Genomic DNA, 20704 nt, shown 5'->3' with positions numbered 1-20704 from the left:
GGGTCGGCGGCGGCTCGGCCGGCCGGCGCCGCCGCTCGGCGGCAATCAGCAGGCCGCCGATCGCGAACGACGCGACGGCGAGCAGCGCCGGCACGAGCACCGGAAACCAGCGTTGCGCGAAATCGTCGATCAGGGCGGGGCGGTCGGGGTGGGCGGGGTCGAGCAGCACGTCGACGTTCTCGCCGATGTCGTACGCCGGGACGGTCGAGGCGGTATTGCCGGCAATTTCGCGGCGCTGGCCGTCGTTCGCGAGGTACGCGACGATCGGCCGGTACGCGCGCATCGCGTCGCTGTCCTGCACGATGCGCACGACCGTGCCCGGCGCGCGGATCAAGTGGCCGGTTGCGCGGCCGGCCGTGACGGCGAGCACGCCTGCGAGCACGAGCAGCGCGACGCCGAGTGCCAGCGCGACGAGCGCGTCCTTACCCGGCATGGTCCGATCCGGTTCGTGCGTCGCGCGGCGGATTCGGACGGGCTCGGGTGCGCGGCTCGACCGGACGGACAAGCCGATATCGGCGCAACCAGGCCCTCTGAATGGTCGCGTCTCGTTCACATGCTTCCATGTATGACGTCCCATGTTCTCTCAGTGCCGGCAGGCAAACGCCTGGGCCGGTCGTGTGATATTTGTCGGACGATTCTAGCGGAAACGTTGCGCGAGAGGCGCGCGGGTTGCATGCCGAGAAAGGTGTACAACCGTGAAATTCGGCGGCGGAAAAGGAAAAGGCCGGTCAGCTTGCGCTGACCGGCCTTTGAAATTCCTGGTGGGGCGTGAGTGACTCGAACACTCGACCTACGGATTAAGAGTCCGCTGCTCTACCAACTGAGCTAACGCCCCCAACAGAAGAAAGATTATGCCGGGGTTTTCAGGACATGGCAAGCCATTTGTGCAAATTTCCTGAAAATATTTCGTCACGCCGGCGGCCGGCGGCGGCGCGGTAACGAGCGATCGCAGTTTGCGCGCTCCCGGTATGATGACGCCACACGTGTTGCGCGGCGGTCGCGCAACGCTTTCTGGACAGTCGAAGATGGACGAAAACGCAGTCCGCGAATTGCTGGATCGCCTGCTGGCCCCGTGGGTCCGCTCGCTGGGTCTGGTCCCCGTGTCGATCGGCGACGACAGCGTCACGCTGCGCCTGCCGTTTTCCGGCGAATTCCGCCATTCGGGCGGCATCATCTGCGGCCAGGTGTTCACGGCGGCCGCCGATACCGCGATGGTGGTCGCGATCTCGTCCGCGCTCGGCGAGTTCCGGCCGATGACGACGGTATCGCTGAACACCAACTTCATGCGTCCCGTGCGCAAGGGCGACGTGCTTGTCACCGCGCGCGTGCTGCGGATGGGCCGCAACCTCGTGTTCGGCGAAGTCGAGCTGTTCGACGAGGACGGCAAGATGGCCGTCCATGCGACGTCGACCTACGCCCTCGTCAGCTGAGCGGCGCGATGTTCGACCAGATCGTTTTTGCGGGCGGCGGCAATCGCTGCTGGTGGCAAGCCGGCTTCTGGGACGTCGCGCAGCCGGCGCTCGGCCTGCGCCCGCGCGTGATCACCGGCATCTCGGCCGGCGCCGCGACCGCGTGCATGCTGTATACACGCGACGCCGCATGGGTGATGCGCTATTACGAAGAGGCGCTGCGCGACAACCGGAAGAACGCGTACTGGGGCAACCTGTTCGGGCGCGAGCCCGTGTTTCCGCATTACCGCATCTATCGCCAGGCGTTGCTCGACATCTACGGCGAGCCGTTCGCGAAGCTGGCCGACGCGCCGGAGATCCGCATCGGCGTGTCGCACGTGCCGCGCTGGCTCGGCGCGCGCAGCGCGGTCGCCGCCGGGCTCGTCGCGTACAACATCGAGAAATACGTGCGCAAGACGCTGCACCCGACGCTCGGGCGCACACTCGGCTTTCGGCCCGAATTCGTGCGGGCGCAGGCCTGCACGCGCGTCGACGAACTCGCCGACCTGATCCTGCAGTCGTCCTGCACGCCGCCGTTCACGCCGGTATTGCGCCGCGGCGGCCGGCCCGTGCTCGACGGCGGGATGGTCGACAACGTGCCCGTCGACGCGCTCGACCCGTCGCCCGGCGACGTGCTGGTGCTCGTCACGCGGCTGTATCCGCGTCCGCAGATGTTCACGGTCGCGCACGGCGATCAGCGGCGGCTGTACGTGCAGCCGTCGAGCAAGGTACCGATTTCGAGCTGGGATTACACGAGCCCGTCGCAGATGCGGCACGCGTACGATCTCGGGCGGCGCGACGGCGAGCATTTCCTCACGCGCGTCGGCGCGATGACGGGCGGCCGCGCGGCCGCCTGACGATCGGGAAGGGAGAAGCGGGGCCGCGCGGCGCGCGCAGCCCGTGCGATCAGCGCTTGCGGATCGGCGTCAGCGCTTCCGGGTTGGCGACGCTCGACATGTCGCCGTCGTCGAACGCGAGGATGTTGCGGAACGCCGCGCTGAAGTAAAGCTCGTAGCTTTCGCGCTCGACGTAGCCGATGTGCGGCGTGCAGATCACGTTTTCCATCCGCAGCAGGCTGTAGCCCTGCAGGATCGGCTCGCTCTCGAACACGTCGATCGCGACCATCCCCGGACGGTTGTGCGACAGCGCGTTGACGAGCGCGTTTTCCTCCAGCAGCTCGGCGCGGCTCGTGTTGACGAGCAGCGACGTCGGCTTCATTCGCATCAGGTCTTCCTGCTTCACGATCCCGCGCGTGTCGTCGTGCAGGCGCAGGTGCAGCGACAGCACGTCGCTCTGCTCGAACAGCGCTTCGCGGCTCTCGGCCGCCGTGTAGCCGTCGGCGCGCGCGGCTTCGAGCGAATGCTCGCGGCCCCAGATCAGCACGTTCATCCCGAAGGCCTTGCCGTAGCCGGCGACGAGCCGGCCGATCTTGCCGTAGCCCCAGATCCCGAGCGTCTGGCCGCGTAGCACCTGGCCGAGGCCGAAGTTCGGCGGCAGCGCCGACGTCTTCAGGCCCGACTGCTGCCAGGCGCCCTGCTTCAGGTTCGCGACGTATTGCGGAATGCGGCGCTGGGCGGCCATCACGAGCGCCCACGTCAGTTCGGCGGGCGCGATCGGCGAACCGGTGCCTTCGAGCACCGCGATGCCGCGGTCGGTACAGGCTTCCAGATCGATGTGGCTCGACACGCGGCCGGTCTGGCTGATCATGCGCAGGTTCGGCAGCTTGGCGAGCAGTTGCGACGTAATCGGGGTCCGTTCACGAATCAGCACGAGCGCCTCGACTTCCGCCAGGCGGCTTGCGAGCTGTCCCAGGCCGCGCACCGTATTGTTGAAGACCTTCACGTCGTGGCCGGCGAGCATCTCGAAGCAGTTCAGCTTGCGGACGGCGTCCTGGTAGTCGTCGAGGATGGCAATTTTCATGGTGAACGGGTGTCGCGCGTTGAAAGCGGCCGTGGCGGCGGCGCACGTTGCGCGCCCGTCCCGCCCGGCCGGGGCCGACATGATGCTACGTCGGCCGCCTGCGTGGTGTCTTTTTAACAGGTTGTTACGCTCCGCCGCAATTGGCGGGAGCCTGACCCGGCGCCGCTCGCGCGCAGTGTGGAAGGGTGCGCTGTTGTGTCGCATCAGACACGTCCTTCCTGATTCGGCTGCTTACTCGACGAGGTTCACCCAATTGTTGCTCCAATCAGAATAATTGGATCATCCATCCGCGTAAGGCGAGGATTTTTGACTATTTTTATCGTCAACCGGTGCCTTGTTGAGCAACTCTGCATCATTTCCGCTGTCGTAGGAGAATTACGCATTTGCTTCATCTTTTTGAAGTTGTACTAGCGGCAGGAGTCGTTTATGGATCATTTGCAGTCGATGCGCGTGTTCGTCAAGGTTGCAGATCTCGGCAGTTTCGCGCGGGCCGCGAGCGCAATGGATATCTCCAACGCGGTCGCGACGCGCCATGTCGCCGACCTGGAAGGCCGGCTTGGCACACGTTTGCTCAATCGCACCACGCGCAGCCTCTCCCTGACGGAGTCGGGTCAGGTCTATCTGGAGCGTGCCCGCCAGATCCTCGATGAGCTCGAGGACGTCGAGCAGATGGTCGTCGCGCGCAATCACGAGCCGGTCGGCACGCTGCGCATCGTCGCGCCGGTCGTGTTCGGCCTGCACAACCTCGCACCCGTGCTGCAGTCGTACACGGAGAATTTCCCGAAAGTGGTGCCGGATCTCACGCTGGTCGACCGGCAGGTCGATCTCGTCGAGGAAGGCTTCGACGTCGGTATCGTCGTCACGCGCCAGATGCGCAGCGCGAGCATCGTCACGCGGCGCCTGACCACCGGCTGCATGACCGTGTGCGCGACGCCGAGCTACCTGGAGAAGCACGGTGTGCCGACGCATCCGGAGCAGCTCGCCGAGCACCCGAGCCTGAGCCTGCCGACCGAATACTGGGGCGACGAGCGCGTGTTCACGGGGCCGGACGGCGAAGTGCGCGTGCGCCCGACCAACGTGATCGTCGCGAACAACACCGCGATGCTGCGCCAGTTCGCGCTGCTCGGCATGGGCGTCGCGATCCTGCCGAGCTACCTGATCGGCAGCGACATCGCGCGCGGCGCGCTGGTGCGGCTGCTGCCGGATTTCCGGCTGCCGCAGGTCGAGATCAACATCGCGTACCCGAGCCGGCGCCATCTGCCTGCGAAGGTTCGGACCTTCATCGACCACCTCGTCGAGCATTTCAGCCACTCGACCGACGCGATGATGGGGGAACAGTGGGCCGCGCAGAGTTCGGCGCTCGCGCCGATCGGCGTCGAGACGCGTGCCGAGCAGCCGGAAGCGGCCGACCCGAACCTGTCGCCGCGCCTGCCGCGTTCGCCGCGTACGCGCGTCGCGGCGCCGTCGCCGCTGTAACGGCGCGACGGCCGGGCGGCGGTTGCCGCCGGCACAAAAGAAAAACGCGGATCGAGCGATCGATCCGCGTTTTTTTCATGGCTGCCTGGCGCAGCCCGATACGCCGGGGAAGGCTCCCGGCTCCCGGCGGTCGGGCCGTTACGACCCCGTCTTGCGCGTCGTCGTCTTGCGGGCGGCGGTCTTGGTCGCCGTGGTCTTGGCGGCCGTCTTGCGGGCCGGTGCCGATTTCTCTTCGGCGCCTTCCGTCACGGTTTCGGCCTCCTTCGTCGCCGATTTTGCCGTCTTCTTCGCGGCGGCGGCCTTCGGTTCCTTCTTCTCGAACTCGAAACCGATCTTGCCGTCCGGCTGCTTCACGAGGAACGCCTTGAAGTTGCGGCCGGTACGCGACGACTTGAAGTTCGGCAGCAGATCCGTGCGGCCGTCGGCCAGCAGCTTGCCCATCTGCTCGCGCGTGATTTCCTGTTGCAGGATCACCTTGCCCGAGCGGAAGTCGCAGGTCTTCGGGTTCGCCACCGAGTGCTCGCACACGTAGCTCATCCCGTGCTCGAACACGCGGCCCTTGCACTTCGGGCACGCGCCGACCGGTTCCTGCGCGGAGAAGTCGGGCGCTTCGCCTTCCTCGCCGCCCTGGTCCTGGCCGAAATCGAACTCGAGCTTGTAGTTCTTCGTCTCGTCGTCGAAGGACAGCTTGAGGATCGCCGAGAACGGGCGGCCCATCTTGCTGCGGAAGCCGGACAGCGGCCCGATTTCCTTCTTCTGCAGCAATTCCTCGACTTCCGGGATCTCGAACTGCCGGCTGCCCGGGATCTTCGAGATCGAGAACTCGCACTTCGTGCACGCGAAGCGGCGGTAGTTTTCCTTCACCTGGCCGCCGCAGTTCGGGCATGGCGTCTCGAGCGTCGCGTAATCGCCGGGGATCGTGTCGGAATCGTATTCCTTCGCGCGCTTGACGATCTGCTGCGTCATGCGGGCGATTTCCTGCATGAACGCGTCCCGCCCGAGATTGCCGCGCTCCATCTGCGACAGCTTGTATTCCCATTCGCCGGTCAGCTCGGGCGCGGTCAGTTCCTTCACGCCGAGCCCGCGCAGCAGCGTCATCAGCTGGAATGCCTTCGCGGTCGGGATCAGCTCGCGGCCTTCGCGCAGCAGGTATTTCTCGCCGAGCAGGCCTTCGATGATCGCCGCACGCGTTGCCGGCGTGCCGAGACCCTTCGCGGCCATCGCCTCGCGCAGCTCGTCGTCCTCGACGAGCTTGCCCGCGCCTTCCATCGCCGACAGCAGCGTCGCTTCCGAATAGCGTGCGGGCGGCTTCGTCACGAGCGCGACGGCGGCGATTTCGTCCGTCTTCACCTTCTCGTCCTTCTGCACCGGCACGAGGTTCGCGTCCGCGCCTTCGGCGTCGCGGCCGTACACCTGCAGCCAGCCCGGCTCGACGAGCACCTTGCCTTCGGTCTTGAAGTGATGGCCGGCGACTTCGGTGATCCGCGTCGTGACGCGGAATTCGGCCGCCGGGAAGAACACGGCGAGGAAGCGCTTCACGACCATGTCGTACAGCTTCTGCTCCGGCTCGGACAGCGACTTCGGCGCCTGCAGCGTCGGGATGATTGCAAAGTGGTCGCTGATCTTCGAGTTGTCGAAGATCCGCTTGTTCGGCTTGACCCAGCCCTTGTCGAGCACCTGCTTTGCGTGCGGCAGGTAGTTGTTGCTCTCCTTGAGCATCTCGAGCGTGGACTCGACCGTCGACAGGTAGTCTTCCGGCAGCGCGCGCGCGTCGGTACGCGGGTAGGTCAGCACCTTGTGCTTTTCATACAGCGCCTGCGCGAGACCGAGCGTGTTCTTCGCGGAGAAGCCGAAGCGGCTGTTCGCCTCGCGCTGCAGGCTCGTCAGGTCGAACAGCAGCGGCGACAGTTGCGTTGACGGCTTCGATTCCTCGGAGACCGTGCCGATCTGGTCGCGGCACGCGGCGACGATCGTTTCGGCGGCCGGCAGGCTCCACAGGCGGGAGTCGCGCCTCTCCGGATCGAATTCGTCGCGCTTGAATTTCGGGTCGAACCACTTGCCTTCGTAGAAGCCGCCGGCGCACGCAAACTCGGCCTTCACTTCCCAGTAGTCGCGCGGAATGAAGCGGCGGATTTTCTCTTCACGTTCGACGACGATCGACAGCGTTGGCGTCTGAACGCGGCCGACGGTGGTCAGGAAGAAGCCGCCGCCCTTGCTGTTGAACGCGGTCATCGCGCGGGTACCGTTGATCCCGACGAGCCAGTCGGCTTCCGAGCGGCAGCGCGCGGCGTCGGCGAGCGGCTGCATGTCGGTGTCGCTGCGCAGGTTCGCGAAACCGTCGCGGATCGCCTGCGGCGTCATCGACTGCAGCCACAGGCGCTGGACCGGCTGCTTCGCCTTCGCGTGCTGCGCGATCAGGCGGAAAATCAGTTCGCCCTCGCGCCCCGCGTCACATGCGTTGATCAGGCGGTCGACGTCCTTGCGCTTCATCAGCTTCGTGAGCACCTTGAGGCGCGACTCGCTTTTTGCGATCGGGTTCAGGTCGAAATGCGGGGGGATGACGGGCAGATGCGCGAAGCTCCATTTCCCGCGCTTGACCTCGTACTCTTCCGGGGCGGCGATTTCCAGCAGGTGGCCGACAGCGGACGAAAGGACGAAATCGTCGCTCTCGTAATACTCGTCATGCTTGGTAAAGCCGCCCAAAGCGCGTGCGATGTCGTTCGCGACAGAAGGCTTTTCCGCAATGATCAGTGCTTTGGACATGACAGGTGTGTGTTGGTAGACCGGGTTCGCCGGTTGTGGGTCGCTTTTACGACCGCTTTATAGCACACGCCGCAGCGACGGCGGCTCGGCGTGTAAAAAGCGGCCCATCATAGAGGGGGGCTGCAACGGCGGCAAGCGCCTCGCCGCGGCGAGGCGCGCAAACACGCGCCCAACCGCTGCGCCGGCCGGCGAATTCAGGCTTCGACGATCAGGACGTTGCGCAATTTCGGTGCGTGCGGCGCGCCGGGTACCGCGCTCAGGTCGGACAGCATCCGCTCGACGATCGCCGCGTGCGGCAGCACCGTGCCGAAGAAACGTGCGGTGTTGGCGTCCTCGATCAGGATCGTCGGGAAGTTCTCGACGTCGAGATCGTCGAGCCGGTCGGCATGCGTTTCGATGTCGATCCAGGCGAAACAGGCGTTTGGATGCGCATCGGCGAGCTGGTCGAAGGCCGTCCGGTAGTCACGGCACGTGCCGCACCACTCGGCGCACAGGCAGGCGACGAGCAACGTGCCGGGATCGGCGAGGCGCTCGGCGATCCGATCCGCATCGGTGTCGAGGTTCAGCGCGGGCATGGAATTCCTTGGATATCGTCGGCGGCTTGGCCGCCTCTATGCCGGGGAATGTAGCACGCCGCGCGCGGCCGGGGTGGGCGCGGCGTCAAGCCGCGCGAAGCGTCCGCCGGGGAGGCTGGCGACGCGGCCGGCCAGCTCCAGCGCCAGCAGCGCGCCGTGCAGCACGTCGTCGGGCAGGCCGCTGTGTTCGGCGAGCCACTCGTAGGTAACGGGGCCGTATCCCAAGGCGGCAAGCACGGCTCGCTCCGGCGGGGAGCAGGGTGGCGGGCCGTCGATCCGGGCCGGCGCGATGGCCGCTGCGGCGGAATCCGCTGGTGCGATGGAGGCGGATTCGGGGGCGCGAATTTCGCCGTCTGTCGGGTCACGGCTGTCGGCGCGCGCGGCACCACCCGTCGCGCGCGCTGCCGGTTCACCCAACCCGTATTCCTCCAGCACGTCGAGCGGCGATGCGGTGAGCTTCGCGCCGTCGCGGATCAGCGCGTGGCAGCCCTGGGCAAGCGGTGCGTGGATCGAGCCCGGCACCGCGAACACGTCGCGCCCCAGTTCGTTCGCGAGCCGCGCGGTGATCAGCGAGCCGGAGCGCGGCGCGGCCTCGACGACGAGCGTGCCGATCGCCAGCGCGGCAATCAGCCGGTTGCGCCGCGGGAAATGCGCGGCACGGGCCGGCGTGCCGAGCGGCCATTCGGACACGATCGCGCCGCGCGCGGCGATCTCGTGCGCGAGTGCGCGATGCCGCGCCGGATAGACGAGATCGGCGCCCGTCGCGATGACGGCGACCGTGCCCGAGCGGCCGTCGAGCCCGCCGCGATGCGCGGCACCGTCGATCCCGAGCGCGAGGCCCGAGACGATCGAGAGCCCTGCGTCGGACAACGCGCGTGCGAAGCCCGTTGCGTCGGCGAGCCCCTGCGGCGTCGGGTGCCGGCTGCCGACCACGGCGAGGCCGCGTGCATGCAGCAGGTCGAGCCGGCCCTTTACATATAGCAGGGGCGGCGGATCGTGCAGGTCGCGCAGCCGCGGCGGGTAGGCCGGATCGTTGAGCGTGACCAGCACATTGCCCGGCGCGTCGAGCCACGCGAGCGCGGCGTCGGTGCACACGTCGAGATCGCCGCGCTCGCTTGCGCGGACGGCTTGCGCGGCGGCGGCGCTGCTCACCGCGGCAATGGCCGGGTCGGATGCGCGCAGCAGCGCGGCCGGCGAACCGAAGGTATCGAGCAGGATCTGCAGCACGGCCGGCGCGAGGCCGGGCGCATGCGCGAGCTGGAGCCACGCGCGCAGCGCGGACGGCGTCAGCGCTTGCGGCGACATGAGGCTGCCCTCGAATGCGGCGGCCAGCGAACCGCGTGGCGCCATGATAAAATTTTCATCATCCGAAATACTCGACAGGGCCGCGCGCACAAGCGCCCGGCCGATTGCAGGAGGCGCGATCCGCGGCGTTGATTCGCCACGCATCCGCCCCATCTTCATTGCATCCCGGCGGCGGCACCAGTCGGTCGGACGGCCGATGCGGCACGTCGCTCCACCGAATACCGAACACCATGGCTTTGCTCAATATTCTTCATTACCCCGACAAGCGGCTGCACAAGGTCGCCAAGCCCGTCGACAAGGTCGACGACCGGATCCGCAAGCTCGTCGCCGACATGGCCGAAACCATGTACGCGGCGCCCGGCATCGGCCTGGCGGCCACGCAGGTCGACGTGCACGAGCGCGTGATCGTGATCGACGTCTCCGAGGAGAAGAACGAGCTGCGCGCGTTCATCAACCCCGAGATCGTGTGGTCGAGCGACGCGAAGCAGATCTATGAAGAGGGCTGCCTGTCGGTGCCCGGCATCTACGACGAAGTCGAGCGGCCCGATCACGTGCGCGTGCGCGCGCTCAACGAGCAGGGCGAGACCTTCGAGCTCGACTGCGAAGGCCTGCTCGCCGTGTGCGTCCAGCACGAGATGGATCACCTGATGGGGCGCGTGTTCGTCGAATACCTGTCGCCGCTCAAGCAGACGCGCATCAAGACGAAGATGAAGAAACTCGAACGCGCGATGTAACGCGCGTTCCCCCTGCCCGACCCGAACGCTTTCATGACCCATACGTTGCGCGTGATTTTTGCCGGCACGCCGGAATTCGCCGCGGCTGCCCTTGCCGCGATCCACGAGGCCGGTTTCCCGGTGCCGCTCGTGCTCACCCAGCCCGATCGCCCTGCGGGGCGCGGGATGAAGCTGCAGGCGAGCGCCGTGAAGCGTTACGCCGTCGAGCACGGGATGCCGGTCGCGCAGCCGCCGTCGCTGCGCCGCGCGGGCAAGTACCCGGCCGAGGCGGCCGACGCGATCGAGCTGCTGCGCACGACGCCGCACGACGTGATGGTGGTGGCCGCGTACGGCCTGCTGCTGCCGCAGGAAGTGCTCGACATCCCGCGCGCCGGCTGCATCAACATCCATGCGTCGCTGCTGCCGCGCTGGCGCGGCGCCGCGCCGATCCATCGTGCGATCGAGGCCGGCGACGCCGAGACGGGCGTCACGCTGATGCAGATGGACGTCGGCCTCGACACCGGCGCGATGATCGAGGAAGCCCGTGTCGCCATCGCGGCCGACGATACGACCGCGACGCTGCACGACCGTCTGGCCGCCGACGGCGCGCGGCTGATCGTCGACGCGCTCGTGCGGCTCGAGCGCGACGGCACGCTGCCGGCGACGCCGCAGCCGGCCGACGGCGTGACCTATGCGGAAAAGATCGACAAGCACGAAGCGGCGCTCGACTGGCGCAAGCCTGCCGACGTGCTCGCGCGCCAGGTGCGTGCGTTCGATCCGTTTCCGGGCGGCGTCGCGACGCTCGACGGCGCGGCGATCAAGCTGTGGGCGGCCGAGCCCGTGGCGGCGCGCGGCGACGCGGCGCCCGGCACGATCGTCGAAGCCGCGCCGGAAGGCGTGGTCGTCGCGTGCGGCAGCGGCGCGCTGCGCGTCACGCAGTTGCAGAAGCCGGGCGGCAAGCGGTTGCCCGCGCGCGAATTCCTGGCCGGCTCGCCGCTCGCCGCGGGCCAGCGTTTCGCGTTGCCCGACGCGGCCTGAGCGCTATTCGATCCGACCTGCCCGCCCTGCGCAATCGGCCGAACGGCCGAGTCGCGCGGCGCGGCAGGCGCGCGTAGAATTTCCCTGCGCTCTCCGGTTTCGAGGTTTTCATGTTCGGCATCACCCATTTCGGTTTCTTCGTGCTGGCGGTTTTCTTGCTGAACGTCACGCCCGGCCCCGATACGGCCTACATCGTCGGCCGCAGCGTCGCGCAGGGCCGCGGCGCGGGGCTGATGTCGGCGTTCGGCATTTCGGCCGGCTGCTGCGTGCACGCGCTCGCGTGCGCATTCGGCCTGACCGCCCTGCTCGCGGCGTCGGCCACCGCGTTCACGGTGATCAAGCTGGTTGGCGCGGCCTACCTGATCTACCTCGGCGTGCGGATGATCGTCACGAAGCAGGCCGCCGCGCCGTCGGGCGCCGAAGCCGCGCAGGCCGCGGCCGTCAAGCCGCTGCGCCAGCTGTTCATGCAGGGCTTCTGGACCAACGTGCTGAACCCGAAGGTCGTGCTGTTCTTTGTGTCGTTCTTTCCGCAGTTCGTGTCGGCCGACAGCCCGCACAAGGCATGGGCGTTCCTGACCCTCGGCGCGGTGTTCGTCGCGATGAGCACGGTCTGGACCAGCCTCGTCGCATGGGTGGCGGGCAGCGTCACGCAGCGTTTTTCCGGCAAGCCGGGCGTCAGGAAATGGCTCGACCGCACGGTCGGCAGCGCGTTCGTCGGCCTCGGGCTGCGTCTTGCGGCATCGCAACGCTGAGATTGAATTTTTCCGGCAAGACCTTATCTAACAAATCGCTTACAATTTTCCGCCGTGCGCTGTGATGCGCGGCGGGTCCCCTGACGGATAAGGAGTGGGTATGTTCAATTGGGTCAAAACGGCGATGCTGATGGCCGCGATCACGGCCCTGTTCATCGTGATCGGCGGGATGATCGGCGGCTCGCGGGGCATGACGATCGCGCTGCTGTTCGCGCTCGCCATGAATTTCTTCTCGTACTGGTTCTCGGACAAGATGGTGCTGCGCATGTACAACGCGCAGGAAGTCGACGAGAACACGGCGCCGCAGTTCTACCGGATGGTGCGCGAGCTGGCCACGCGCGCGAACCTGCCGATGCCGCGCGTCTACCTGATCAACGAGGATGCACCGAACGCGTTTGCGACGGGCCGCAACCCCGAGCACGCGGCGGTTGCCGCGACGACGGGCATCCTGCGCGTGCTGTCGGAGCGCGAGATGCGCGGCGTGATGGCGCACGAGCTCGCGCACGTGAAGCACCGCGACATCCTGATCTCGACGATCACCGCGACGATGGCGGGCGCGATCTCCGCGCTCGCGAACTTCGCGATGTTCTTCGGCGGGCGCGACGAGAACGGCCGGCCGGCCAACCCGATCGCGGGTATCGCGGTCGCGCTGCTCGCGCCGATCGCCGGCGCGCTGATCCAGATGGCGATTTCGCGGGCCCGCGAGTTCGAGGCCGACCGCGGCGGCGCGCAGATTTCCGGCGATCCGCAGTCGCTCGCGACCGCGCTCGACAAGATCCATCGCTATGCGGCGGGTATCCCGTTCCAGGCGGCCGAGGCCCATCCGGCCACCGCGCAGATGATGATCATGAACCCGCTGCACGGCGGCGGCCTGCAGAACCTGTTCTCGACGCACCCGGCCACCGAGGAGCGCATCGCGCGCCTGATGGAGATGGCGCGTACCGGCCGCTTCGACTGAACCCCGGTGTACCGCGCGGCCGTTGCCGCGCGGGGGCCGTCACGCCACCCCGCACGCTTCGCGCTGCGGGGTGTTTCATTTGGGCGCGCCTTAAAGAGGTCAAAGGGGCCAAAGGGGCCGCGTGGTCGCACGCTACAATGCGCGGTTGGGGATCGCGGGGCCTCGCGGCCGCCGCGATCCTGCCGTTAGCCGTATTTGTTTGCCGCGCCTGATTGCCGATTCCGTACCGATGACACGAACCCGTTCTTCCGCTCCGTCTTCTTCCGGCCGCCCGGCGCGTCTGGCCGCGCTGCATCTGGCGCCCGATTCGCTCGGCTTCGCGCTCGACGCGGCCGCGCAGGCGGTCGATGCGGTACGGCGCGGCACCGCGCTGCCGGCAGCGTTGTCGGCGGTATTCGCGCAGATGGCGTCCGGCGCACAGGCGCTCGCGCGCGGTGCGACACAGGACGTCGCCTACCGGACGATGCGTCGCCTCGGCAGCGCGGACTGGCTGATCGGCAAACTCGTCAGCAAGGCGCCGCCCGCGCACGTGCATGCGGTGCTCGCCGGCGCGCTCGCGCTGCTGCTCGACCCGGCGGACGAGGCCGCGTATCCGGCGTTCACGGTGGTCGACCAGGCCGTCACCGTCATCGGCGCGCGGCGCGAATGCGCGTTCGCGAAGGGCATGGTCAACGCGGTGCTGCGCCGTTTCCTGCGCGAACGCGATGCGCTCGTCGCGGCAATGCAGGACGATCCGGTCGCACGCTGGAATTACCGCGCATGGTGGGTCGATGCGGTGAAGCGTGCAGCGCCCGATGCGTGGCCGGCGATCCTCGCGGCCGGCGAACGACAGGGGCCGCTGACGCTGCGCGTAAATGCGCGCCGCGCGAGCGTCGACGCGTATCTCGAGACGCTGCGTGCGAGCGGGATCGAAGCGACCGCAATCGGCCAGCACGCGGTGCGGCTTGCGTCGGCGCTGCCGGTCGAACGCATTCCGGGGTTCGCCGACGGCGTCGTGTCGGTGCAGGACGCCGGCGCGCAGCTCGCGGCCGAATGGCTCGACGCGCGCGACGGCATGCGCGTGCTCGATGCATGCGCGGCGCCCGGCGGCAAGACCGGCCATATTCTCGAACTCGCTGACGCGGAAGTCGTTGCGCTCGAAAGCGATGCGACGCGCGCGGCGCGCATCGGCGAGAATCTCGTGCGCCTGTCGCTCGAGGCGGACGTGCGCGTCGGCGATGCCGGCTCACCCGACGCGTGGTACGACGGGCGCCCGTTCGACCGGATCCTCGCCGACGTGCCGTGCTCGGCGTCCGGCATCGTGCGGCGGCACCCCGACATCCGCTGGCTGCGCCGCGAGGCCGACATTCCGGCGCTCGTCGCGGAGCAGCGCCGCATCCTGTCGGCGCTGTGGCCGCTCGTGAAGCCGGGCGGCGAACTGCTTTACGTGACCTGCTCGATCTTCCCGGAAGAAGGCGAAATGCAGGCCCGCTGGTTTGAAGCGGCCTGTGAAGATGCGGTACGATTGGACGCCCCCGGCCAGCTGCTGCCGGGCGGCGTGCAGGGACGGGCGGCCGCCGGCGCACTCGACCAGAACACCGATCACGACGGATTTTTCTACGCGCGGTTTCAGAAACGGTGACGATCAAACACCTTTTTCCCTTTCGGCTCGCGGCCGTCCTGCTGGTCGCGTTGATGCTGTGCCTGGCCGTCGTCCGGCCGGCGCATGCCGAATCGATCGCCGTGCAGCGCGCGTCGCTCCAGGCCGACGGAAGCGGCTGGAGCCTCGACGCGCGTTTCGACTTCGAGCTGAATCCGAACCTCGAGGATGCCGTCAACAAGGGCATCCCGCTTTACTTCACGACCGACTTCGAGCTGAGCCGCGCGCGCTGGTACTGGTTCGACGAGCAGCCGGTGGCGGTGACGCAGACGATCCGCCTGTCGTTCCAGCCGCTCACGCGCGAGTACCGCGTGTCGACGGGCGGCCTGCAGCTCGGCTTCCCGTCGCTGAAGGACGCGCTCGCCGTGATCCGGCACATCACGTCGTGGCACGTGATCGACCGCAACCAGGTGCGCGCGGGCGAGACCTACACGGCGTCGGTGCGGATGCAGCTCGACACGGCGCTGATGCCGAAGCCGTTCCAGGTCGATGCCGTGAACAACCGCGACTGGACACTCGGGTCCGACTGGAAGCGCTTCAACTTCACGGTGACCGAACGTGCTAAATAAAGTGCGCCGCGCGGCCAGCGGGAAGAGCTTCCTCATTCGCGTGATCGTCTCGACCGTCGCGCTGACCGCGTTGCTGCTGCTCGTGCTGCTCGCCGCCGCGAGCGCGAACACCGAGTTCTTCGATCGCTACTACTCGTGGCTGTACGCGACGAACATCGTCGTCGCGCTCGTGTTCCTGCTCGTGGTGCTCGGGCTGATCGGGATGATCGTCGTGCGCCTGAGGAAGGGCAAGTTCGGCACGCGGCTGCTCGCGAAACTCGCGGTGTTCTTCGCGCTCGTCGGCGTGGTGCCGGGCGGGATCATCTACATCGTGTCGTACCAGTTCGTGTCGCGCAGTATCGAGTCGTGGTTCGACGTGAACGTCGAGACGGCGCTGACGGCCGGCCTGAACCTCGGCCGCGGGATGCTCGATGCATCGCTGTCCGATCTGCAGACGAAGGCGCGGCTGATGTCCGACCAGCTCGCGAGCGTCGACGCGAACACGAACGGCACGACGCTCACGCTGCTGCGGCTGCGCGACCAGTTCGGCGTGCAGGACGCGACGATCGTCGAGCCGAGCCGCGGCGGCTCGGGCGCGGCGCCCGACCTGCACATTGTCGCGCAGGCGTCGGGCAATTTCGCGGCGCTGATTCCGGACGACCTGCCGACACCGCTGATGCTGAGCCAGGCGCGCGAACACGGCGCGTACGCGGCGATCGAGGGCGAGGTCGACGGCGACCCGCGCGCGCATGGCGCGAAGGGCGCGCTGCGGCTGCGCGTGGTGCGGCCGATTCCCGATGCGACGACGTCGCTGCTGCAGCCGGCGGAGCGCTTCCTGCAGCTCACGCAGCCGGTGCCGCCGACGCTCGCGCACAACGCGGACGCCGTGCAGCGCGCCTACCGCGAGTACCAGGAAAAGTCGCTCGGCCGCACGGGGCTGCGCAAGATGTACATCGGCACGCTGACGCTCGCGCTGTTCCTCGCGACCTTCATCGCGATGATGCTCGCGCTCGCGCTCGGCCAGCAGCTCGCGCGGCCGCTGTTCCTGCTCGCGCAGGGCACGAAGGAAATCACGGAAGGCGATTACACGCCGAAGCGCGAGATCAAGACGCGCGACGAGCTCGGCTTCCTCACGCAGTCGTTCAACGCGATGACACGGCAGTTGTCCGAGGCACGGCTCGCGGTCGAGAAGAACCGCATCGCGCTCGAGCATTCGAAGACGTATCTCGAGAGCATCCTCGCGAACCTGACGGCCGGCGTGTTCGTGCTCGACCGCCAGTTCCGGCTGACGACGGCCAATCGCGGCGCCGAGCGGATCTTCCGGCAGCCGTTCAACTCGATGATCGGCACGACGCTCGACCGGATCGGCGTGGCCGCGGGGTTCGGCGCGATGGTGCGCAAGGCGTTCGCCGATCGCGAGGCGGCGTCCGACGGCGGCAGCGGCGACCGCGGCCACTGGCAGCAGCAGTTCGCGATCGAGGTGCCGGGCGAAAGCGATCCGCTGACGCTGCTCGTGCGCGGCACGCGCCTCGTGTCGACGGTCGAAGGGCAGGCAGACGATCCGCAGACGTCCGGTTACGTCGTCGTGTTCGACGACATTTCCGACGTGATTTCCGCGCAGCGGTCGGTCGCGTGGGGCGAGGTCGCACGCCGGCTCGCGCACGAGATCAAGAATCCGCTGACGCCGATCCAGCTGTCGGCCGAGCGGCTGCAGATGAAGCTGTCCGACAAGCTCGCGCCGTCCGATGCGGACGTACTCAAGCGCGGCGCGACGATGATCGTGAACCAGGTCGCGGCGATGAAGCGGATGGTCGACGATTTCCGCGAATACGCGCGCACGCCGCCGGCGGTGCTCGCGAACCTGCAGTTGAACGAGCTGGCGAGCGAGGTGCTCGGGCTGTATGGTGTCGGCGAAGGCAAGAGCCCGATCGTCGCCGAGCTCGCGCCGTCGCTGCCGGTGATACGCGGAGACGCGACGCAACTGCGCCAGGTGATTCACAACCTGCTGCAGAATGCGCAGGATTCGGTCGCGGAGTCCGCTCATCCGCGTGTGTTGATCGAAACCAAGACAGTAGAATATGGCGATCCCGACGCCGAGGGTAAAACGCGCGTCGCGGTACGTCTTACCGTGTCCGACAACGGGCCCGGTTTTCCGGCACGCATCCTGACCCGCGCGTTCGAGCCTTATGTGACGACGAAGGCGAAGGGCACGGGGCTCGGGTTGGCCACGGTCAAGAAAATCGTCGACGAGCATGGCGCGCGGATCGATCTGCGCAATCGCATGCACGGCGAGACCGTTGAGGGTGCGCAGGTGTCGATCCTGTTCCTGCAGATGGCAAGCGATACGCCAGGCGCCGAACATCGCGCACAGGACGGGGCGACCCCCGCTAAGACAAAAGCAAGTGAGCAGACAAAGGCAGCGTAAATGGCAACCATCCTGGTGGTAGATGATGAAATGGGCATCCGGGAATTGCTCTCGGAGATCCTCAGCGATGAAGGACATGTCGTCGAGGCGGCGGAGAACGCGCAGGCTGCGCGGGAATACCGACTGAATCAGGCGCCCGATCTCGTGCTGCTCGATATCTGGATGCCCGATACCGACGGCGTGACCTTGCTCAAGGAGTGGGCGGCGCAAGGGCTGCTGACGATGCCCGTGATCATGATGTCCGGGCACGCGACGATCGATACGGCCGTCGAGGCGACGAAGATCGGCGCGCTCGATTTCCTCGAGAAGCCGATCGCGCTGCAGAAGCTGCTGAAGTCCGTCGAGCACGGCCTCGCCCGCGGCGCGGCGCCGGTGTCGGCGAACGCGGCGGCGAAGGCCGGCGCCGGACAGGCCGCAGGGCCCGCGGCGGTTGCGTCCGCGGCCGCGCTGCCGACGCTCGGCGACGACATGGCATCGGCACTCGGCCTGGCGGGCCAGACGGCCGCGATCCCGTTCGACATCCCGTTGCGCGAAGCGCGCGACGCGTTCGAGCGCGCCTACTTCGAATATCACCTCGCGCGCGAGAACGGCAGCATGACGCGCGTCGCGGAGAAGACGGGCCTCGAGCGCACGCACCTGTACCGCAAGCTCAAGCAGCTCGGCGTCGAGCTCGGCAAGAAGCCGACCGAAGGCGCCGTATAAAAATATTTTGTGAAAGCACTTGCTCAGGTACGAATAGCTCGATATACTTTCATTCTTCGTTGGCCCGGTAGCTCAGTTGGTAGAGCAGCGGATTGAAAATCCGCGTGTCGATGGTTCGATTCCGTCCCAGGCCACCAGCATTTAAAACCCCAAGAATCGGAAGGTTCTTGGGGTTTTTCGTTTGTGGTGGGTATCGCGTGTCGTGGGCGGCGTGGCCGGCAGCATTCGCAGGGGCATGATAAAATCCGTGCCCGCTCAATGACTTAGCGCATCGCTTCACGCGCACGGCAGGCTGCGAAGCGCACGCCGCCGCGGCATGCGGCAACGATGCTGCGCGATGGACGGTATAAGCGCGCCGCCGCGTTCGCGGCCGACCGCGCTGCCTATACTGGTCGAGCCGGCGCGGGCCGGCCGCGTCGGGCCGCCCGGCGGCAGCCGGCCCAGGGTCGGAGCGCGACGCGAGCCTACACATTCACGGAGTATCACGGTGACTCGGACAGACGCTAAAGACGGCGCGCTCGTGTTGTTTTCCGGCGGGCAGGACTCGGCCACGTGCGTGGCATGGGCCCTCGAACGCTACCAGACGGTCGAGACGCTCGGCTTCGATTACGGCCAGCGCCATATCGTCGAGCTCGAATGTCGCGAAGGCGTGCGCGAAGCGCTGAAGCGCGATTTTCCCGCATGGTCGGACCGGCTCGGCGACGATCACATGATCGACCTGTCGGTGCTCGGCGCGATCAGCGATACCGCGATGACGCGCACGATCGAGATCGAGACGACGGCGAACGGCCTGCCGAACACGTTCGTGCCGGGCCGCAACCTGATGTTCATGACGATCGCCGCGGCGATCGCCTATCGCCGCGGGCTGCGCGTACTGGTCGGCGGGATGTGCGAGACCGATTTCTCGGGCTATCCCGACTGCCGCGACGACACGATGAAGGCGCTGCAGGTTGCGCTGAATCTCGGGATGGATACGCGCATGGTGCTCGAGACGCCGCTGATGTGGCTCGACAAGGCGCAGACCTGGCAACTGGCCGAGCAGCTCGGCGGCGAAGCGCTCGTCGAACTGATCCGCGTCGAGACGCACACGTGCTACGTGGGCGAGCGCGCGGAACTGCACGACTGGGGCTTCGGCTGCGGCGAGTGCCCGGCCTGCAAGCTGCGCAAGCGCGGCTACGAGGCTTACCTGAAGGGCGAGCGGGTGACCGAAGCGCCGCTGTGACGCGGATGCGCCGGCAGCGCCGCATGAATAACGGATTCTGATCGATAACGAGCGGCGCGAGCCGGACGAAGCACGATGACTTACGCGGTCAAGGAAATTTTCTACACGTTGCAGGGCGAGGGCGCGAATGCGGGCCGGCCGGCCGTGTTCTGCCGGTTCGCCGGCTGCAACCTGTGGTCGGGCCGCGAAGAGGATCGTGCGGAGGCCGTGTGCCGCTTCTGCGATACCGACTTCGTCGGCACCGACGGCGAGAACGGCGGCAAGTTCAAGGACGCCGATGCGCTCGTCGAGACGATCGCCGGCCTGTGGCCGGAGGGCGAGGCGCACCGCTTCGTCGTCTGCACGGGCGGCGAGCCGATGCTGCAGCTCGACCAGCCGCTCGTCGACGCGCTGCACGCGGCCGGCTTCGAGATCGCGATCGAGACCAACGGCTCGCTGCCGGTGCTCGAATCGATCGACTGGATCTGCGTGAGCCCGAAGGCCGACGCGCCGCTCGTCGTCACGAAGGGCAACGAGCTGAAGGTCGTGATCCCGCAGGACAACCAGCGGCTGGCCGACTATGCGAAGCTCGACTTCGAGTACTTCCTGGTCCAGCCGATGGACGGCCCGTCGCGCGACCTCAATACGAAACTCGCGATCGACTGGTGCAAGCGTCATCCGCAGTGGCGGCTGTCGATGCAGACCCACAAATATCTGAACATTCCCTGAGCCCCGGCTTTTGACATCGTGCTGATTACCCGAAAACTCGAATTCGACGCGGGCCACCGCATCCCCGATCACCGCAGCCAGTGCAGGAACCTGCACGGCCATCGCTACGTGCTCGAAATCACGCTGCGCGGCGATCTCGTCGATACCGAGGGGGCGCCCGACCGCGGCATGGTGATGGATTTCGCCGACGTGAAGGCGCTCGCGATGGAGCACCTCGTCAGCAAGTGGGATCACGCGTTCCTGGTCTATGCGCGCGACGAGGTCGTGCGCTCGTTCCTCGAGCAGATGGCCGACCACAAGACCGTCGTGATCGACCGGATCCCGACCGTCGAGAACCTCGCCGCGATCGCGTTCGACCTCCTCGCGAACGTGTACGACGCGCACTACGGCGTGAACCTGCGCCTCGAGCGCGTGCGGCTGTACGAAACGCCGAACTGCTGGGCCGACGTCGAGCGCCAGCCCGGCCGCTGATTTTCCTTCCCGGCAGCCCGCGCCGGCCGGTGCGGGCTGCC

19 protein-coding genes and 2 tRNA genes are annotated in these 20704 nt (G+C 67.3%); 15 read left to right on the top strand and 6 right to left on the bottom strand.

Translation table 11 applies throughout. The features are described 5' to 3' along the window. Together AC0KUR_RS17515 and AC0KUR_RS17510 are read right to left on the bottom strand one after the other, a co-directional pair. A partial coding sequence (locus AC0KUR_RS17515; RefSeq protein ID WP_473376220.1) for a DUF3592 domain-containing protein occupies positions 1-577 on the bottom strand: 577 nt, incomplete at its 3' end. A gap of 182 nt (positions 578-759) precedes the next feature. After that, positions 760-835: transfer RNA gene (locus tag AC0KUR_RS17510), tRNA-Lys, on the bottom strand. 190 nt (positions 836-1025) lie between these two features. Here AC0KUR_RS17510 and AC0KUR_RS17505 point away from each other — a divergent pair. Further along, complete coding sequence (locus tag AC0KUR_RS17505) at positions 1026-1430, top strand: PaaI family thioesterase (RefSeq protein WP_034201217.1); 405 nt, start codon at positions 1026-1028, stop codon at positions 1428-1430. Positions 1431-1438: 8 nt separating this feature from the next. After that, complete coding sequence (locus AC0KUR_RS17500; RefSeq protein ID WP_034190218.1) at positions 1439-2305, top strand: patatin-like phospholipase family protein; 867 nt, start codon at positions 1439-1441, stop codon at positions 2303-2305. A 49-nt stretch (positions 2306-2354) separates the two neighbouring features. Here AC0KUR_RS17500 and AC0KUR_RS17495 read toward each other — a convergent pair whose 3' ends face one another. Then, positions 2355-3368, bottom strand: a complete 1014-nt coding sequence (locus AC0KUR_RS17495; protein WP_034190219.1) for a D-2-hydroxyacid dehydrogenase family protein — start codon at positions 3366-3368, stop codon at positions 2355-2357. A gap of 426 nt (positions 3369-3794) precedes the next feature. Between AC0KUR_RS17495 and AC0KUR_RS17490 the strand changes: the two genes are divergently transcribed. Next, on the top strand, positions 3795-4844 hold the full coding sequence (locus AC0KUR_RS17490; RefSeq protein ID WP_034190220.1) for a LysR family transcriptional regulator: 1050 nt from the start codon (positions 3795-3797) through the stop codon (positions 4842-4844). A 138-nt stretch (positions 4845-4982) separates the two neighbouring features. Here AC0KUR_RS17490 and AC0KUR_RS17485 read toward each other — a convergent pair whose 3' ends face one another. From AC0KUR_RS17485 to dprA, 3 genes are all read right to left on the bottom strand, one after another. After that, positions 4983-7607, bottom strand: coding sequence for a DNA topoisomerase III (locus AC0KUR_RS17485; protein WP_034190221.1), 2625 nt, complete (start codon positions 7605-7607; stop codon positions 4983-4985). Between the two features lie 194 nt (positions 7608-7801). Beyond that, complete coding sequence (locus AC0KUR_RS17480) at positions 7802-8182, bottom strand: thioredoxin family protein (RefSeq protein ID WP_034190222.1); 381 nt, start codon at positions 8180-8182, stop codon at positions 7802-7804. Between the two features lie 36 nt (positions 8183-8218). Continuing rightward, positions 8219-9532 carry a DNA-processing protein DprA gene (gene dprA / locus AC0KUR_RS17475; protein ID WP_473376219.1) on the bottom strand — a complete coding sequence of 438 codons (1314 nt, stop codon included), beginning with the start codon at positions 9530-9532 and terminating at the stop codon, positions 8219-8221. Positions 9533-9717: 185 nt separating this feature from the next. Here dprA and def point away from each other — a divergent pair, with 185 nt between their 5' ends. The 12 genes from def (at position 9718) to queD (ending at position 20663) form a co-directional block, all read left to right on the top strand. After that, positions 9718-10221: a peptide deformylase gene (def, locus tag AC0KUR_RS17470; protein WP_006477461.1), complete on the top strand. Its 504-nt coding sequence runs from the start codon at positions 9718-9720 to the stop codon at positions 10219-10221. 33 nt (positions 10222-10254) lie between these two features. Further along, positions 10255-11238, top strand: a complete 984-nt coding sequence (gene fmt / locus AC0KUR_RS17465; RefSeq protein ID WP_034190224.1) for a methionyl-tRNA formyltransferase — start codon at positions 10255-10257, stop codon at positions 11236-11238. A 110-nt stretch (positions 11239-11348) separates the two neighbouring features. Further along, entirely contained in the window at positions 11349-11990 is a 642-nt protein-coding gene (locus tag AC0KUR_RS17460; protein ID WP_049032085.1) for a LysE family translocator, read from the top strand. A 100-nt stretch (positions 11991-12090) separates the two neighbouring features. After that, positions 12091-12948 (top strand): zinc metalloprotease HtpX, encoded by an 858-nt coding sequence (htpX, locus tag AC0KUR_RS17455; protein ID WP_059561479.1) that lies wholly within the window; start codon positions 12091-12093, stop codon positions 12946-12948. Positions 12949-13177: 229 nt separating this feature from the next. Further along, positions 13178-14569: a 16S rRNA (cytosine(967)-C(5))-methyltransferase RsmB gene (gene rsmB / locus AC0KUR_RS17450; protein ID WP_034190227.1), complete on the top strand. Its 1392-nt coding sequence runs from the start codon at positions 13178-13180 to the stop codon at positions 14567-14569. Then, complete coding sequence (locus AC0KUR_RS17445) at positions 14566-15156, top strand: DUF4390 domain-containing protein (RefSeq protein ID WP_034190340.1); 591 nt, start codon at positions 14566-14568, stop codon at positions 15154-15156. Before rsmB ends, AC0KUR_RS17445 begins: the two co-directional genes overlap by 4 nt. Continuing rightward, complete coding sequence (gene esaS, locus AC0KUR_RS17440; protein WP_034190228.1) at positions 15146-17560, top strand: sensor histidine kinase EsaS; 2415 nt, start codon at positions 15146-15148, stop codon at positions 17558-17560. The genes AC0KUR_RS17445 and esaS overlap by 11 nt, the downstream gene beginning before the upstream one ends. After that, positions 17561-18262, top strand: coding sequence for a response regulator transcription factor EsaR (gene esaR, locus AC0KUR_RS17435; RefSeq protein WP_034190229.1), 702 nt, complete (start codon positions 17561-17563; stop codon positions 18260-18262). 61 nt (positions 18263-18323) lie between these two features. After that, positions 18324-18399 (top strand) — tRNA-Phe (locus tag AC0KUR_RS17430). Between the two features lie 350 nt (positions 18400-18749). Beyond that, on the top strand, positions 18750-19484 hold the full coding sequence (queC, locus tag AC0KUR_RS17425) for a 7-cyano-7-deazaguanine synthase QueC (RefSeq protein WP_059561481.1): 735 nt from the start codon (positions 18750-18752) through the stop codon (positions 19482-19484). Between the two features lie 75 nt (positions 19485-19559). Beyond that, entirely contained in the window at positions 19560-20192 is a 633-nt protein-coding gene (gene queE, locus AC0KUR_RS17420) for a 7-carboxy-7-deazaguanine synthase (RefSeq protein ID WP_226229444.1), read from the top strand. Between the two features lie 18 nt (positions 20193-20210). Continuing rightward, positions 20211-20663 carry a 6-carboxytetrahydropterin synthase QueD gene (gene queD, locus AC0KUR_RS17415; protein WP_006482561.1) on the top strand — a complete coding sequence of 151 codons (453 nt, stop codon included), beginning with the start codon at positions 20211-20213 and terminating at the stop codon, positions 20661-20663. Positions 20664-20704 lie beyond the last annotated feature (41 nt).

The organism is Burkholderia sp. YHN3-13 (genome assembly GCF_055810675.1).
This window is presented reverse-complemented; position numbering and strand designations above follow the sequence as displayed.